13 protein-coding genes, 2 rRNA genes and 1 pseudogene are annotated in these 14756 nt (G+C 70.0%); 8 read left to right on the top strand and 8 right to left on the bottom strand.

From position 1 onward, the window contains the following. Nucleotides 1-121, top strand: a 23S ribosomal RNA gene (locus EPL04_RS19035); the annotation flags it as partial. Nucleotides 122-254: 133 nt separating this feature from the next. Next, nucleotides 255-376, top strand: a 5S ribosomal RNA gene (gene rrf, locus EPL04_RS11240). Nucleotides 377-503: 127 nt separating this feature from the next. On the opposite strand, the gene EPL04_RS11245 is transcribed toward rrf, so the two are convergent. Genes EPL04_RS11245 through EPL04_RS11260 form a run of 4 tightly spaced genes read right to left on the bottom strand, consistent with a single transcriptional unit; the run spans nucleotide 504 to nucleotide 5075 of the window. Beyond that, nucleotides 504-1970: a hypothetical protein gene (locus EPL04_RS11245; RefSeq protein WP_134671443.1), complete on the bottom strand. Its 1467-nt coding sequence runs from the start codon at nucleotides 1968-1970 to the stop codon at nucleotides 504-506. Next, complete coding sequence (locus tag EPL04_RS11250) at nucleotides 1967-3376, bottom strand: DUF58 domain-containing protein (protein WP_134671444.1); 1410 nt, start codon at nucleotides 3374-3376, stop codon at nucleotides 1967-1969. The genes EPL04_RS11245 and EPL04_RS11250 overlap by 4 nt, the downstream gene beginning before the upstream one ends. Next, the gene (locus EPL04_RS11255; RefSeq protein ID WP_134671445.1) at nucleotides 3373-4023 is read right to left on the bottom strand and encodes a DUF7269 family protein; all 651 of its coding nucleotides are present in this window, start codon (nucleotides 4021-4023) and stop codon (nucleotides 3373-3375) included. The genes EPL04_RS11250 and EPL04_RS11255 overlap by 4 nt, the downstream gene beginning before the upstream one ends. After that, the gene (locus EPL04_RS11260) at nucleotides 4020-5075 is read right to left on the bottom strand and encodes a DUF4129 domain-containing protein (protein ID WP_167599460.1); all 1056 of its coding nucleotides are present in this window, start codon (nucleotides 5073-5075) and stop codon (nucleotides 4020-4022) included. Before EPL04_RS11260 ends, EPL04_RS11255 begins: the two co-directional genes overlap by 4 nt. Nucleotides 5076-5144: 69 nt before the next feature. Here EPL04_RS11260 and EPL04_RS11265 point away from each other — a divergent pair, with 69 nt between their 5' ends. Continuing rightward, nucleotides 5145-6221: a M48 family metallopeptidase gene (locus EPL04_RS11265; RefSeq protein ID WP_134671447.1), complete on the top strand. Its 1077-nt coding sequence runs from the start codon at nucleotides 5145-5147 to the stop codon at nucleotides 6219-6221. A 166-nt stretch (nucleotides 6222-6387) separates the two neighbouring features. Here EPL04_RS11265 and EPL04_RS11270 read toward each other — a convergent pair. Further along, nucleotides 6388-6858: pseudogene (locus EPL04_RS11270) on the bottom strand (halocyanin domain-containing protein); the annotation flags it as partial. Between the two features lie 6 nt (nucleotides 6859-6864). Further along, the gene (locus EPL04_RS11275) at nucleotides 6865-8010 is read right to left on the bottom strand and encodes a multicopper oxidase domain-containing protein (RefSeq protein ID WP_134671449.1); all 1146 of its coding nucleotides are present in this window, start codon (nucleotides 8008-8010) and stop codon (nucleotides 6865-6867) included. 182 nt (nucleotides 8011-8192) lie between these two features. Here EPL04_RS11275 and EPL04_RS11280 point away from each other — a divergent pair, with 182 nt between their 5' ends. Together EPL04_RS11280 and EPL04_RS11285 are read left to right on the top strand one after the other, a co-directional pair. Next, a complete protein-coding gene (locus EPL04_RS11280; RefSeq protein ID WP_134671450.1) occupies nucleotides 8193-8570 on the top strand; it encodes a winged helix-turn-helix domain-containing protein in 378 nt (125 codons plus the stop codon). Then, nucleotides 8567-8857: a DUF7521 family protein gene (locus EPL04_RS11285; protein ID WP_134671451.1), complete on the top strand. Its 291-nt coding sequence runs from the start codon at nucleotides 8567-8569 to the stop codon at nucleotides 8855-8857. Before EPL04_RS11280 ends, EPL04_RS11285 begins: the two co-directional genes overlap by 4 nt. Before the next feature lie 21 nt (nucleotides 8858-8878). On the opposite strand, the gene EPL04_RS11290 is transcribed toward EPL04_RS11285, so the two are convergent. After that, nucleotides 8879-9328, bottom strand: a complete 450-nt coding sequence (locus EPL04_RS11290; RefSeq protein WP_134671452.1) for a type IV pilin — start codon at nucleotides 9326-9328, stop codon at nucleotides 8879-8881. Nucleotides 9329-9650: 322 nt separating this feature from the next. On the opposite strand from EPL04_RS11290, the gene EPL04_RS11295 reads away from it, so the two are divergent. From EPL04_RS11295 to EPL04_RS11305, 3 genes are all read left to right on the top strand, one after another. Beyond that, on the top strand, nucleotides 9651-11438 hold the full coding sequence (locus EPL04_RS11295; protein WP_134671453.1) for an ABC transporter substrate-binding protein: 1788 nt from the start codon (nucleotides 9651-9653) through the stop codon (nucleotides 11436-11438). A gap of 133 nt (nucleotides 11439-11571) precedes the next feature. After that, the gene (locus EPL04_RS11300) at nucleotides 11572-12018 is read left to right on the top strand and encodes a universal stress protein (RefSeq protein WP_134671454.1); all 447 of its coding nucleotides are present in this window, start codon (nucleotides 11572-11574) and stop codon (nucleotides 12016-12018) included. Between the two features lie 42 nt (nucleotides 12019-12060). Continuing rightward, the gene (locus tag EPL04_RS11305) at nucleotides 12061-13086 is read left to right on the top strand and encodes a hypothetical protein (RefSeq protein WP_134671455.1); all 1026 of its coding nucleotides are present in this window, start codon (nucleotides 12061-12063) and stop codon (nucleotides 13084-13086) included. Here EPL04_RS11305 and EPL04_RS11310 read toward each other — a convergent pair whose 3' ends face one another. Further along, on the bottom strand, nucleotides 13087-14583 hold the full coding sequence (locus EPL04_RS11310) for a PAS domain S-box protein (protein WP_167599461.1): 1497 nt from the start codon (nucleotides 14581-14583) through the stop codon (nucleotides 13087-13089). It abuts the gene before it with no gap. Between the last annotated feature and the right edge of the window lie 173 nt (nucleotides 14584-14756).

The raw sequence follows: 14756 nt of genomic DNA on the forward strand, positions 1-14756 counted from the left end.
CCTGGAAAAGAGATACCACTGAGACCACTCGTAGAAGACGAGTTCGATAGACTCGGGATGTACGCGCCGAGGCAACGAGGCGTTGAGTCCGCGAGCACTAACAGGTCGAAGCCACACACTCATTTGACTCGCACTGGGATCCGGATTGCTCGGATCCAGGCGCAAACTGGATTGCACGTATCATACGGTTGTTAGGAATCGTCGAATCACCGATTGTGGTCAGTTGGTCGCGGTTCGATTCCGCGAGTCGGCGTTAAGGCGGCCAGAGCGGCGGGGCGACACCCGTACCCATCCCGAACACGGAAGTTAAGCCCGCCTGCGTATCGAGGAGTACTGGAGTGGGCGACCCTCTGGGAAATTCGATTCGCCGCCTGCCATTCATAGGTGTTAAGCCCGCACGGACATCGTGTCCGTGTGGGCTTTTTTCATATCGATCGCGAGCTACAGCACCCGTCACACAAGCAGATCGTACGACGTTTCAAGCGCGAATTTCCGGCCGAGAATCACTCACGACCCAGTCGGATCGCGAAACACAGCACGCTCACGAGCAACAGCGCGACCGCGAGGCGTGCCCGCCACGCCGGTACCGAGATCGACACCGATCCCATGACGAACCCGGTCAGCGTCGCGACCGCGACGCCGGCCGCACCGACCAGCAGGCTTCCGACGGCGTGGGTCGCCTCGCCCGCCCGCGTCTCGGCGACGGGCCCGATCTGGGTACCGAGCGCGACCGCGTTCGAGCCGACGTCGAGCACTGCGAGCGCGCCGGCTACCGCCGTGAACACTGCGAGCGCGGACGCACCGCCGTGCGCCGCGAGGAGCGCGGCGACGACGAGCGCGGCCGCGGCGGCCGCAAACCCGGCGGCCGCGTCGCTCTCGATCCACGGCCGGACGAGTCTGCCGATGACGGCCTGTCCGACCGCGACGGCGAACAGCGTGACCGCGACCCCGCCGGTCAAAATCGGCGTGACGCCGACGGCGGCGATTGGCTCGCTCCATGCCGGGCCTGCGGCCGCGGCGACGACGTCCGCGAGCGGAGACGCGCCCACGATCGCGGCCCCGACGAGCGCACCGACGCCGCCGGCGGCGTGCGAGAGCGCCCGGGGCGGATCGCGACCCGCCCACGCGACGAACAGCCGCTGGAGCCCCCGCCCGACCAGCACCGCGGCCGAGAGCGCCACCAGCACGCCGGCCGCCCCGTGCAGGACGCCCGATCGGAGCACCAGTCGGACGCCCGCCCCGAGCGTCGACAGCGATTCGAGAAAGCGGTCGAACCACCGCGGTCCCCACGCGGTGAGCGCGAGCGCGAACTGGAGTCCGAGAAACAGCCAGTAGCCTCGCGGCAGGTCGGCGATCCGGTACTCGAGGCGCCCGAGGGTCGCCGCTCGGTGTTCGCGCCGGTCGGGGAGCCAGTCGTCGAGCACCGGCACCGCCCAGTGGAGGAGTCCGAGACCGACCAGCAACTCGACCTGGAAGGCGAGCAGACGCGCGAGGTCGTGAGCGGTAGTGAGCGCCCAGACGTGTCCGGCGAGTATTCGCCCGAACGCGCCGAACGCTCCGGTCGAGAGGCCGGCCGCGAGCATCGACCCCGCCACGAGCACGGACGCCGATCGCGCGACCGTTCGACCGACGGGACGGGCGACGTCGGCGTCGAGCGAGACCGTCGCGTTGACCGCGGCCGCTCCGACGGCGAGGCCCGCGAGGAGCGCGACCGCGCTCTCGCCGACCGCCGCGACCCCGGCGACGACGAGCGCGCCGGCGACGATGCCCGCGCTCCCGGCCGCCCGCCGGTCGTTCGATCGGGCCTGAGATGCCCGGACGCCGAGCGCGGCGATCCCGGCGCCGAGCAGGCTCGCGACCGTCGCCCACCGGGCGCCGGCGGCCGCTCCGACCCCGAGGCCCGCGAGCGCCGCGACGAGGACGGCGACCGTCGCGCTGAACGCGGTCGCGCGCCGCGCCGGAGCGCTCACCGCGACCACCTCGCGGTCGCAGTCGAGACGGCCGTCCGGATCGGCTCGTCGGGCGACCAGCTAACGACCCGGACGTCGCCGCCCCGGACGGTTGCGACGCGGTCGTCGCGCTCGATGCGCTCGACCGCGCCGCCGGGGGTGTCGGTCCCCGTCACGTCCGGGCTGACGACTGTCACCGCGTGGCCGTACGCCCGGAACCGCCTCGCGACGTCGGCGGCCCGATTGTCGGCCAGCGGCGAGAGGAAGACGATCTGTGCCGAGTCGGGGAGGCGCCTGCGCAGGGCGTCGAACCGCGCGTCGTTGGCGCGTTCGCGCCGCTGTTCGCTGAACAGGCCGACCTCGCGTTCGCGGGACTCGGGGGTCGAGTCGAGCGCCGCCCGGATTCGGGCGGCCTGCTCGTCGCCGCCGGCCGGCCGGAGGTACCGCTCTGACGGGCCGTAGAACCCGAGTCCGACCCGGTCGTTCCGATCCAACAGCGCGGCGGCGAGTCGCTCGGCGGCGTACTCGCTCAGGGTCACCGCGTCGGGCTCGCCGTCCCGCCGCGCGACGTGGGCCGCGGTTCGGGCGTCGACCACGAGCACGACCGTCGCCGCCCGCGTCTCGCGGAACTCCACGGTACTGAGTTCGCGGGTACGTGCGTAGCGCTTCCAGTCGATCCGGCTCAGCGGGTCCGAGGGGTGGAACTCACGGGTGGCGTAGAACTCCACGCCCTCGCCGCCCGAGTCGGTGGTGACGTGGCCCGGATACGACGAGGTGTCGGCCGGGAGCGCGAGCGTCTCGGTCAGAGTCTCGCACGCGATCGAGTCGTCGACGCGGACCTCGAAGCGACGCTCTGTGGCGCCCGCGAGCGACCGGACGACGAGCGTCGTCGGCCCGAACTCGTGGCTTCCGCGCCGGGCGCGGACGGCGTAGGAGAACGAGACCGTCTCGCCGGGTCGGACGCTCGTACAGTGGCGCGGCGACCCCGACACGACCGCGAGGCGCTCGGGGACGCCGTCGACGATCCGGAGGTCGGGCAGCGACTCCTCGCCCTCGTTGTGGATTGTGACGGTCACGGTCGCCGTCCGACTCGGGAGCGGCGAGCGGTCGTCGATCTCGCGGTCGACGACCAGCGGGGTGTCGGGCGCACGCGAGGCGTACCGGTACGCGGCGTAGGTGAACCCGACCGCGCCGGCGAGAAACGCCGCGGTGGTCCCGGTGAGCACGCCGACCGCGCCCGCGAGCAGCGCCACGGTGACCCCCGGATCCCACCGCGACCCGGCGGCGACGCTTTCGTCCTCGCCGGACGCGGCGCGGTCGGCGTCGGCCGCGTCGGGAGCCGACTCGCGATCTGACTCGCGGTCCGGGCCGTCGGCCGATCGGTTCCGGCCCAGCGCCGGCTCGAAGTCGACGATCCGGTCGCTCATCGGCGACCCTCCCCGTCGGCCAGCGACTCGGTCTCCGCGACCGCCCGGGTCGCCCACCGCTCGAAGCGCTCGCCGCTCGCCCAGTCCCGGATTCGGAGCCCGAGCGGGGCGTGTGTCGCCCCCCCGAGGAACGCCGCGGCTCGCGGGTCGTCTGTCCACGTCCCGGCGTCGACCCGTTCGGCGGCCCGCTCGCGATCACACCGCTCGGCGGCCGCGATCGCTTCGATAGCTCGCTCGCGGATGCGTCCGCGCGCGACGGTCCGCTGGTGGGCGAGTCGCTCTCGCTCGTCGGCGTCTGCCTCCGGGTCGACCGCCAGCGCCGAATCGATCGCACTGCCGGTGGTCCGGTGGTCGTCGTAGTGGGCGCGCTCGGGAACGCGTTCGGGGACCCACGTCTCGGCGCGGCTCTCGCCGGTCGCCTCCCGCCCGAGCGCGAGCGCGCCAAGCCCCCCGGCGGCGAGGCCGAACAGGGCGACGAGCGCCGGGGCGGCCGCGACGTCCGCGACCGGCCGGAACACCGACGCGACGAACAGTCCGGGGAGAAAGACCACCCCGAGCGCCAGCGCCAGCGCGAGACCCCCGACCAGCGAGAGCGTCCGCGGTCGGCCGAGACGAGCGCTCGCGCGCCCGAGCAGTCGCGGAATCATTCGTTGTCGCCCTCCCGGTGGCTCCGGATGCGGTCGAGCGCCGATCGGGCGATGGACGTGCGGTCGGTCCGCGCCAGGTCGCCGTACCGCACCTCGCGGAAGGCGTCGGTCAGTCGCCCGACCGCGTCGTCGGGGTAGCCCCGCTCGACCGCGGCGCGGGCGAACTCGCCGGGCGTCCGGGCGTCCGGGTTCCGAAGCCGGACTCGCTCGGCCATGGCGAGCCACGCCTCCTCTACCGACGGCGGGCCGGCGTCCCCCCCGTCGGCCTCGGAACTGGCGACCGTCCGTGCGGTGTCGTCGCGCTCGCGGCGGTCGAGACCGAGGCTCCCCAGCCCCGATCCGCCGATCCGCGAGAGGAGGCTCGCGCCGCCTCCGAGGCCCGCGAGCGCACGCGGGACGGCGACGGCGATCGCGGCTAGCCCCGCGGCGCCGACCCGGAGCGCGCCGGCGGTCGTGCGAGCGAGCGCGCCCGTCGCGGTCGAGAGGCCGCGGGCGACCTCGCGGCTCAGCGCGGCGGCGTCGTCGACGATTCGGGGCACCGACGCCGAGAAACCGACCACGAGCGCCATCGTCCGAGCGGGGATCGCGCCGATCAGCGAGCCGATCGGAGTGTCGCCGACGGTGATCGTGATCGGGATCGCGCCCGCGGTCGTCGCGGTGACCGCGAGCGCGCCGGTCCAGAGCCCGACCGCGGTGATCGCGCCGAAAAGCGCGAACACCGCGCCGAAGAGGGCGCCCGCACCGGGACCGCTGGCTCCGTTCGCGGGGTCGGTGGCGGCCGCGGCGGTCGTCGTCTCGGTCGCGGTCGGTTCGGCCGTCGTCGCGGGCTCCGAGTCGGCGGTGGTCGTCGTCGAATCGGCCGGGGCGCTCGCGGTCGGCGAATCGCTCGCGGGGTCGGGGGCCGGCCCGCCGGCGGGCGCGTCGGGGCTCTCGCCGACTCCGACGCCCGCGGGCTGGCTTCCGAACCCGCCCGCGGGGAACAGCGAGGCGGCGAGGGCGACCGCGAACACGCAGAGGGTGGCGAGGGCGGCGCGGCGGCGTGCGCGTTTCACGCCTAACATGATAAACCGTTCACCAAATATATCTTGGCTCTCCACGTAGCCCGCCACGTCTCCGCGACTATGATACGAACCTCCGCTCGGTCTCGGCGCGTCGCTCTCACGCTCGCGGGGTTGCTCGCCGCCGACGCCGCCCTTGTCGCGGTCCTCGCGTACCTCCTCCGACCGTGGCTCGGGCCCGTCGTCGGCGATCGGGCCGGGCTCGTCGCCGCCGCGGCGGTCGTTCCCGCGACGGCCGCGCTCGCGGCGGGTCAGCTCCGGTACGCCAGACGCGAGACGCTGGCCGCCGCGGACGCCAGACCGCTCGACGACGGCGAGCGCCCGGAGCTTCGCGCGCGACTGGCTCGGCTGGCCCGGACAGCCGACGCCCGGGTGCCCGAGCTCGCGATCGCCGAGACCGACGCGCCGAACAGCCTCACCGTCGGCGGCCTCGGGCGGGCCACGGTGGTCGTCTCCACCGGCCTGCTCGATCGGCTCGACGGCGACGAACTCGACGCGGTGTTGGCCCACGAGCTCGCCCACCTCCGGAACCGCGACGCGACCGTGATGACGCTTGCGACTTTCCTACCGGCGCTCGCCAGCGAGGACCGCTCGACGCTCTCGGCCCTCGGCGGGCCGGTCGAGCGCCGGCTGGCGGTCGGGCTCGCGCTGGTCGTCGGCTACGCGGTCAGCAGTTCGCTCGCGTCGGCGCCGGCGTTCAGCCCCGCCTCGGTGCTCGCGTTCGGCGGACTGGTCGCGTTCACCGCGCTGTTCGGCGGCGTCGCGCTCGGGGTGCTCGCGATCCCCGCGGTCGTCCTGAGCGGTCGGCTCTCGCGCGAGCGGGAGTTCGCCGCCGACCGGGCGGGGGCGCTCATCTCGGGCGAGCCCGCGGCGATGGCGTCGGCGCTGGAGCGACTCGACGCCGGGGCGGACGGTCGGCCGTCGGTCGATCTCCGGGCCGCGGGGATCCGCGAGCTCTGCTTTCTGCCCCACGGCCTCGGCGACCGCCGGCGGGAAGCCGACGACGGCGGCGGCCTCGGCGCGGGCGACCCGCTGGCGGAACTACCGCTGGCCGTGGCGACCCATCCGCCGACCGAGGAGCGAGTGGCTCGACTCCGAGACGTAGCGGCGCGAGGAGAAGCGGCGTATCAGCGTTCGTGAGTCGGTTCGGAGCGGCGCTCGATCACTTCGGCGTCGGGCGGTCGGGATCGCGGCCGAACAGTAACGCCGCGAACGCGATGGGCGACAGCAGTCCGAGCAGGATGCTACCGCCCGCGGCCGCCGTCCACGGGTCGCCGAGCACCGAGCCGAGGAGTCCGCCCGACTCCGACGCGCCGCCGATCTCGACGTCACCGACCACGAGCGCGCCCTTCATCCCCATGGTCTTGTGGGGCGAACAGGCGTACGTGACGATCCCCGACTCTTCGGGCGTATACTCGAAGGTGTGGCCCGTCTCGTCGGTCAGCTCGCTCTCGAAGTCGCCGTTCTCGGCGACGACGTTGTGGCTACCGCCGTCGCCGGTCCACTCCCAGACGACCGTCGTTCCGGGGTCGACCCGAACCGCCGCGGGGCCGAACGCGAACCCGCCGCCGTTGCCCTGCGCGCCGACCGAAATCGTCACCTCGTCGGAGCCGGTCTCGTCGACGACGCCGTCGTAGTTGCCGACGTCCTCGAACCACGCCGAGAGGTTGGCGTCCGACTGGGCGGTCGCTCCGCCCGCGGCCGCGCCGGCGCCGACGGTCGCCGCGGTCGCCGTCGCCGCGCCTTTCAGGAAGTCGCGTCTCGTGGTGTCTGACATCGTCGATTAGCCCTCGTAGCCGGCGTAGTCCATCAGCTGTGCGAAGATGTCGGTGTCCATCACCGACTCGTAGACGATGCCGGTGAGCATCCCGCCGGGGTACGACCGGCCGTTCATGACGTGATTGACCTTGTGGCAGTGCATCAGGTAGGCGCCGGGGTCGGCGTCGGCCGTGAACTCGATGGTGTGGCGTTCGGCGGGCGCGATGTTGGTCACGTCCTCGGGATAGCGGGCCGCCTCGGGGATCGTCCCCCCGTCCTTCGCGGTCAGCTGGAACCGGTGGTTGTGGATGTGCATCGGGTGGGACATGTAGCCGGCGTTCACGAGGTGGAGCCGGACGTCGTCGCCCTCTTGGACGATGATCGGCGAGCCCTTCTCGGGGTGGAGCGTGCGGGGCGCGCTCTTGCCGTTGACCGTGAACACGTCGGGGCGGCGGTTCCGCGGGTTGTAGTTGACGTCCTCGCCGGCCATCTGGCGGGGGAGTCGCGAGTCCCAGTCTTTGAACGTCAGGAAGTGCTCTTTGTCGGCCTCCTCGTAGCCTTCGGGGTCGACTCGGAGGATGCCGTACATCCCCATGTCGATGTGACGCTGGGTCTGGAAGTGGCAGTGATAGAGGTGCGTGCCGGCCACGTTGGCGGGGATGTCGTAGGTGTGTTTCTCGCCGGGCTTGACGGTGATCCCGGTCGTGGTCGGGACGCCGTCGTTCTTCCACGTCTTCGTGACGCCGTGGAAGTGGATGGTGTGGGCCCGCTTGCCCTCGGTGTTGTCGAGCGTTACCTCCATGTCCTCGCCCTTCGTGGTTCGGAGGATGGGACCGGGGACGCTCGGGTCCAGATCGTCGGCCTGGAACGCCCACACTCGCGGCAGTTCGACGGGACCGCCCATCGACTCGCCGGGGTGGACGTCGTGGCGCGCGGGGAGGGTCTTCATCGTCACCTGTCCGCCCTGTTCGTCGACGTTGACGATCTGGGGCGGGCTCGTGGTCGGAAGCGAGTCGTCGCTCTGCATCGCTTCCTGTCGGGTCGTCTGTGCGGTCTGTTCGTTCTGACTCGGGGCTGCACAGCCTGCGGTCGCCGCGAGGCCGCCAGCACCGGTCGCCTTCAGAAAGTCGCGTCGAGACGGTCCGTTTCCGGGGGCGCCGAAAGTGGTCATGATGCAATTGAACCTTGGACACCACCACTTAAACGTTGGCGAAGCGATTCCCACGAAATGAAAACGGATCCGAACGGGTTCGCCCGCGCTCCGGACCCGAACCGGTTCGGTCGTTAGCGCCTCGCTCCGGGGTCGGCCCAGGTCGAACGTATTATGTGTCGGGTGGGGCAAGGTCAACTTGGATGGTACGAGACCCGGTGGGAGCCGAGGAGGACCCGGATCTCCAGGCGGTCCTCGACGCACTCGACGACCCGGACTGCCGGGCCATCGTCAAACAGCTAGACGAACCCATGACAGCCAGCGAACTCGCGGAGGCGACCGACATCCCGCTCTCGACGGTGTACCGGAAGCTGGACCTGCTGAGCGACGCCTCGCTCCTCAGAGAGCTCACCGAGGTCCGGAGCGACGGTCACCACACCACCCGGTACGACCTCGATTTCGAGGACGTGACGCTGGCGGTCACCGACGCCCGGGAGTTCGACGTCACGGTCTCCAGACCCTCTCGGTCGGCCGAAGAGCGACTCGCGGACATGTGGTCGGAGGTGCGCAAACAGACATGACTCACGAGGCTACTCCACTCGTCGCCACGCTCGTCGTCGTCCTCAAGACCGTCACGCTCATGCTGGGCGGCCTCATCAGCTACTTCGCGTTCAAAGCCTACCGTCGGACGGCGTCGCCCGCGCTCCGGGCTCTCTCGATCGGGTTCGCCGTCGTGACCCTCGGGGCGTTCCTCGCCGGCCTCGCGGATCAGGCGGTCGGACTCGACCGGAGTTTCGTCTTGGTCATCGAGAGCGGGCTGACCGCGGTCGGGTTCGCGGTCATCACCTACTCGATGTACGTCGACTGAACCGCCCGTTCCGCGCGCTCTTTATATCGTGGCGCTCCGCTCGGCGACGACGAGCGTCTCGCCGCCTTTGACCGCGACGACGGTGACCGCCACCCGGTCGCCGTCGTCGAGGTTCGGATCGTCCCACGCGCGGACCGCCCCCGAGTTCACGGTCACGCCGCCGTGGTCGACGACGACGCTGTCGCCGACCGCCTGCAGACTCACCGTCCGGCGGTCGTCGCCGACCCGGACCGTCACCCGGAGGCGATCGGCGTTCGCGTTCGCCATCCAGGTCGCGCTCACTCTGTCTTCGGCGGGTTCGTGGCTGATCGAGGCGCTGGCGAACGCGCCCTGGGTCGCGCTGTCGGCGAGGCTGAACATGCCGGTGCCGGCGGCGGTCGCCAGCAGGACCGTGACGCCGACCAGTAGCGTCGCGCCGATCGCCGGGGACGTGGCGCGCTCGTCGGGGAGGGCGGCCGCGAGTCGTCTCATTACTCGGCCGGAACGTCGGATTTCCACTTTGTTATACGCGGAATGTCTCGGCTCAGCCCGCGACTGTCCCGATTCTCGGGCCGACTACGCGGCGGTAACAGCGACCTACTGTCACTGTGAGACGATAACGAACCCCACAATTATTCGGCGCCCGACGCCCGGCGTTCGAACGTCGACGACATCGCCCGCAGGCCGCCAGAGCCCACTTGTATTCGAGCGGTGTACGCCAAACACGCACGAGTGCTGTCTAGTTTTACCAATCACCATATACTACACGATAAATAATTAGATACAAATGTGCGTTCGTCGTCTCTCCGTTGGGATGTCCGAGAAATCCAACATGTCCCGCCGTCGCTTCCTCGAAGCGACGGGCGGGGTCGCGACGGCGACAGCGCTCACGGGCACCGCCGCGGGCCAAGAGACCACGACCGAAGGGGGCGACGGGCAAGACGGGGGTGGGGACGGCGGCCAGCTCGATCTCATCAACCGATCGATGACGACGATGGACCCGGTCGCCGCGACCGACACCGCCTCGGGGACGGTGATCCAGCAGGTCTTCGACCCGCTGATGAACTATCCGGACGCCGCGCTCGAAGTCGAACCGTTACTCGCGGCCGACTATCAGCAGTCCGAGGACTTCACGACGTACACGTTTACCGTTCGGGAGGGCGCGACCTTCCACAACGGCGAGGAGGTCACCGCACAGGACTTCGTGTACGCGTGGGAGCGGCTCGCGGCCTCCGAGAGCTCTCGGCGCGCGTACTTCATCCTCGATTCGATCGGCATCGAACACGAGACCGACGACGAGGGCAACTACGTCCCCGGGAGCATGGCGGTCGAGGCCGTCGACGACTACACCATCGAGATGACGCTCTCGGAGCCGTTCCACGCGACGCTCCCGATGCTCGCGTACACGTCGTTCGCCGCGGTCCCCGAGGGGCTGGTCGGCGACATCGAGGGCTACGACGGCGAGATCACTCAACAGGAGTTCGGGACGAACGACCCCGTCGGCGCCGGCCCGTTCGAGTTCGAACTCTGGACGACCAACGACGAGGCCGCCGTCACCCGGTACGACGACTACTACGGTGAGACCGCGAACGTCGAGCGGGTCCACTGGGCCATCATCTCGGACCCAAACGCCCACTGGACGTACGCGATGAACCAGAACGCCGACTACTTCAGCATCCCGACGCAGTTCTACGACCCGGCCAACCTCAGCGTCGAGAACACCGACGACAGCGGGGTCCAGACCGGGACGTACGGTCCGGTCCGGAACGGCGAGACGCTCAACTACGTCGGGGTCCCGACGATCAACGCCTTCTACGTCGGATTCAACACCGATCAGGTCGAGAAGGCCGTCCGGCAGGCCGCCGCGTACGCGATGAACCAACAGCAGGTCGTCGAGCAGATCTTCAAGGAGCGCGGCGAGGCCGCCTACCACTTCACGCCGCCCGCCATCTACCCCGGCGGCCCCGACGCCTACCAGCAACACGCCGAGGAGAACTACCCGTACGGTTACAACGAGACTCGCCTCGATCAGGCCCGACAGGTGATGGAAGAAGCCGGCTACGGGCCGAACAACCGCTACGAGTTCACGTTCACTGCCTACCAGTCGTCTGACACTTGGGCGAGCGTCGGACGACTCCTGCGCGACCAGCTCGCGAGCGCGCACATCGACATGAACATAGAGCGCGCGCCGTTCTCGACGCTGCTCCAGCGCGGCCGGAACGGCAACCTCGAAGCCTACACCCTCGGGTGGGTGATGGACTGGCCCGCACCGGACAACTTCCTCCAGTTGCTCAATCCGCCCCAGACCGACACGTCCCAGCCCGCGCCGATCTCGTACGTGAACTGGTCCGAGACCGACGCGGCCAACCGGGCCGAGGAAGCGTGGCAGACCGTCGAACAGAACGCCGCGCCGACCGACGAGGCCGAGCAGGCCCGCAACGAGGCGTACGTCGAGATCGAGGAGGCGAACTGGGAGGACGTGGTGTTCCTCAACACGTACCACGAACTCGACGAGCGGTTCTGGTACCAGGGTCTCGACATCCCGGCGTACGGTGCGGCCGGCCCGAGCCGACAGATGTACAACGGCGCTCGGCTCGAATAGCGCGCGTCGGTACGCGATCGCATCCTTTTTTCCCAGTGGTCGCCGAAAGTCGCGTCGCCGACCGCCGAGAAACGAAACGAATATTGATACAATAACCGGTTTATTTAAGTTCGAGACGGGTCTTGGCCGGCACATGGACCGAGCACTCGCGGTCGTCGACGCCAAAGAGTCCACCAAAGCACTCGTTCGAGAGGCGGGCGAACTCGTCGCCGCAGTCGGCGGGGAGCTCGTACTGTTGCACGTCACCACCGACGAGGAGTACGAGAGCAAGCGCCAGGCGATGGAACAGATCCCCGAGAGCGGGGTCCAGTACTCCGCCCAGCAGGTCGAGGGCGGCGCCGAGCAGTTCGCGGCCGACGTGGGTCGGGAGGCCCTCGACGGGATCGACGTCTCCTACGAAGCGGTCGGCGCGCTCGGCGACGAGCAAGAGCAGATCCTCAAGACGGCCGACCGACACGACTGCGATCACCTGTTCATCGCGGGCGAGAAGCGCTCGCCAACCGGGAAGGCGCTGTTTGGCGACCTCACCCAGTCGGTCATCCTCAACTTCGACGGGCCGGTGACGGTCGTCACCGAGTGAGCGCGGGATACCTTTTCGTCCCCCGCCCGCGAACGATCGGCCATGAGTTACTACGATCGACTCGCGGACCTGCCGGTGACCGTCGACGCCGTCGACTACGAGCGTCGCGAGCGCGAGACGCCGGCGTTCACCCGGGCGACCACCGCGGTCTCGCTGTCGGGCGACGGCGAGATCGGCCGGGGCGAAGACGTGACGTACGACGCCGACGAGCACCCGATCTCCGACCGATTCGACCTCGCGGGCGAGTACACCGTCGACTCCTTCTCGGAGACGCTGGCCGACCGCGATCTGTTTCCGGATAGCGACCCCGACCACGCGGTGTTTCGAAACTACCGCCGGTGGGCGTTCGAGAGCGCCGCGCTCGATCTGGCGCTCCGGCAGGCCGACACCCACCTCGGGGCCGCGCTCGACCGGAGCTACGACCCGGTTCGGTTCGTGATCAGCCCCTCGCTTGGCGACCCGCCGAGCGCCGACGCGCTCGATCGGTTCCGCGAGCGCGACCCCGACGCGGCGTTCAAACTCGACGTCGGCGACGACTGGACCGACGAACTGCTGGCGGCGCTGGCCGACGCCGGCGTGCGGACCGTCGACTTCAAGGCCCACTACGAGGACAGCGAGGTCGCGGGGAGCGTCGACCCCGACCGATACCGACGGGTGGCCGAGGCGTTCCCGGACGCCGTCCTCGAAGATCCGGCGTGGACCGACGAGACCAGCGCCGCGCTCGACGCCGCCCGCGATCGCGTCTCGTGGGATTACCCGATCACCGACCTCGCGAGCGTCCGGAACCTCCCGTTCGAGCCCGCGTGGCTCAACGTCAAGCCCTCGCGGTTCGGGTCGATCGAGTCGCTGCTCGCGGTCGTCGAGCACTGCGAGGAGCGCGACGTTCGGATGTACGGCGGGGGTCAGTTCGAACTCGACGCGGGTCGGCGACAGATCCAACTGATCGCGTCGGTGTTCTACCCCGACGCGCCGAACGACGTCGCCCCCGGCGGCTACAACGACCCCGAGCCGCCCGCCGACCTGCCGACCAGCCCGCTCTCGATCTCGGACGTCGAGGGCTTCCGGTAGCTACCCCGTCGTTATCTCGAACCGGACGCCGCCGGCGTCGCCGTCGCGGACCGCGACGTCCCAGCCGTGGGCGTCGACGATGTCGTCGACGATGGCGAGCCCGAACCCCGAGCCGTCCTCGGCGGTGGTGTAGCCCCGCTCGAACACCAGTTCGCGCTCGGACTCGGTGATCCCCGGCCCGTCGTCGACGACGTAGAAGCCCTCGGCCGGCCGGTCGGCGGCCGCGGGCCCGCAGAGCGGTCCGACCTCGACGGTGACGTCGCGGCCGGCGTGGTCGATCGAGTTGCGAAACAGGTTCTCGAACAGCTCGCGGAGGCGGTTCTCGTCGGCGTCGAGCCGGCCGAGTCCGTCCGCCACGACGAGGTCGGCCTCGCCGGTCGAGACTACCGCCCACGCGCGCCGAACCACCGATTCGAGGTCGAGGCGCTCGGTCTCGTCGACGTCGTGGCCCTGTCGGGCGAGTTCCAACAGCTCCCCGGTGAGCGACTCCATCCGGTCGAGCGCCCGCTCGGCCTTCTCGAAGTGCTCGGGGTCGCCGGTCTCGCGCGCGAGGTCGAGGTAGCCCTGCGCGACGTTGAGCGGGTTCCGGAGGTCGTGGCTGACGACGCTGGTGAACTCCCGGAGCTGTTCGTTTTGGCGCTTGACGGTTCGCTCGCGCTCGCGGCGGTCGGTCACGTCCCGAGCCGATCCGAGGTACGCCGTGTCGTCGCCGTAGCTGATCGTCTGAACGCTCACGTCGAGGTGTCGGACCTCGCCGCGGTCGGTTCGGATCCGAATCTCCTCGTGGGGCGCCCCGTCCTCGCTCTCGGTGCCCTCGAAGAACTCGCGGGCCCGCTCGCGGTCGTCCTCGTGGACGAGCTCCCAGACCGACAGCCCGAGCAGTTCCTCGCGGTCGTAGCCGGTGAGCTCGGCCACCCGGTCGTTGACGAACTCGAACGACCCGTCGCCGTGGATGAAGATCGCGTCGTGGCTCCCCTCGACTAGCGTCCGGTACTTCTGTTCGCTCTCGCGTAACGCCGCCTGAGACTCGATCCGGTCGACCCCTTCGCCGACGTGGGACATCAGCAGTTCCGCGAGCCTTACGTCGTCCTCGTCGAACGCGTCGGTCTCCCGGGACCCGGCCTGAAAGACCCCGCGGTCGCCGACCGGGACGCTCAGGATCGAGCGGTACTCGTCTTGGATCGGCTCGGCCGCGTCCATGGCTCGCACGTCGGGGATGGAAAACGACTCGCCGCGCCGGTACGTCCGGCCGGCCAGCCCGGTATCGGTATCGATCGTGTCGTACCCGTCGGCCGGCATCTCGGTCGACGTCGCCTGCGGGACGAGCGAGCCGTCTTCGACCTCGTCGATCCCGCAGATGTCGAACTCCAGGATCTCCTCGGCGGCCTCGACGCCGAGGCGGTACGCCTCGGGCTTGGAGTCGCAGGCCTGCATCCGGGAGGCGACCTCGTGTAGCTCCTCTATCTTCCGGTTTTCGTCGCGTAGCTCGTCGGTCATACCTTCGTGTCGTGTTGTGCGGCGGCGGTCTCGATCGACTGACTCCTCGCGGCCCGCGGTACGCTCTGGGTCCGGGCTGGCGGTCATCCCGCAGAGGTCCCGCGGGTCGGAACGCTCGGATCGGCCCGGCGTGCGAATGATGTTTTGATTAACATATATTCGAAGTTATTTAA

The sequence above is a fragment of the Halorussus marinus genome (assembly GCF_004521895.1).
Classification (GTDB): domain Archaea; phylum Halobacteriota; class Halobacteria; order Halobacteriales; family Haladaptataceae; genus Halorussus; species Halorussus marinus.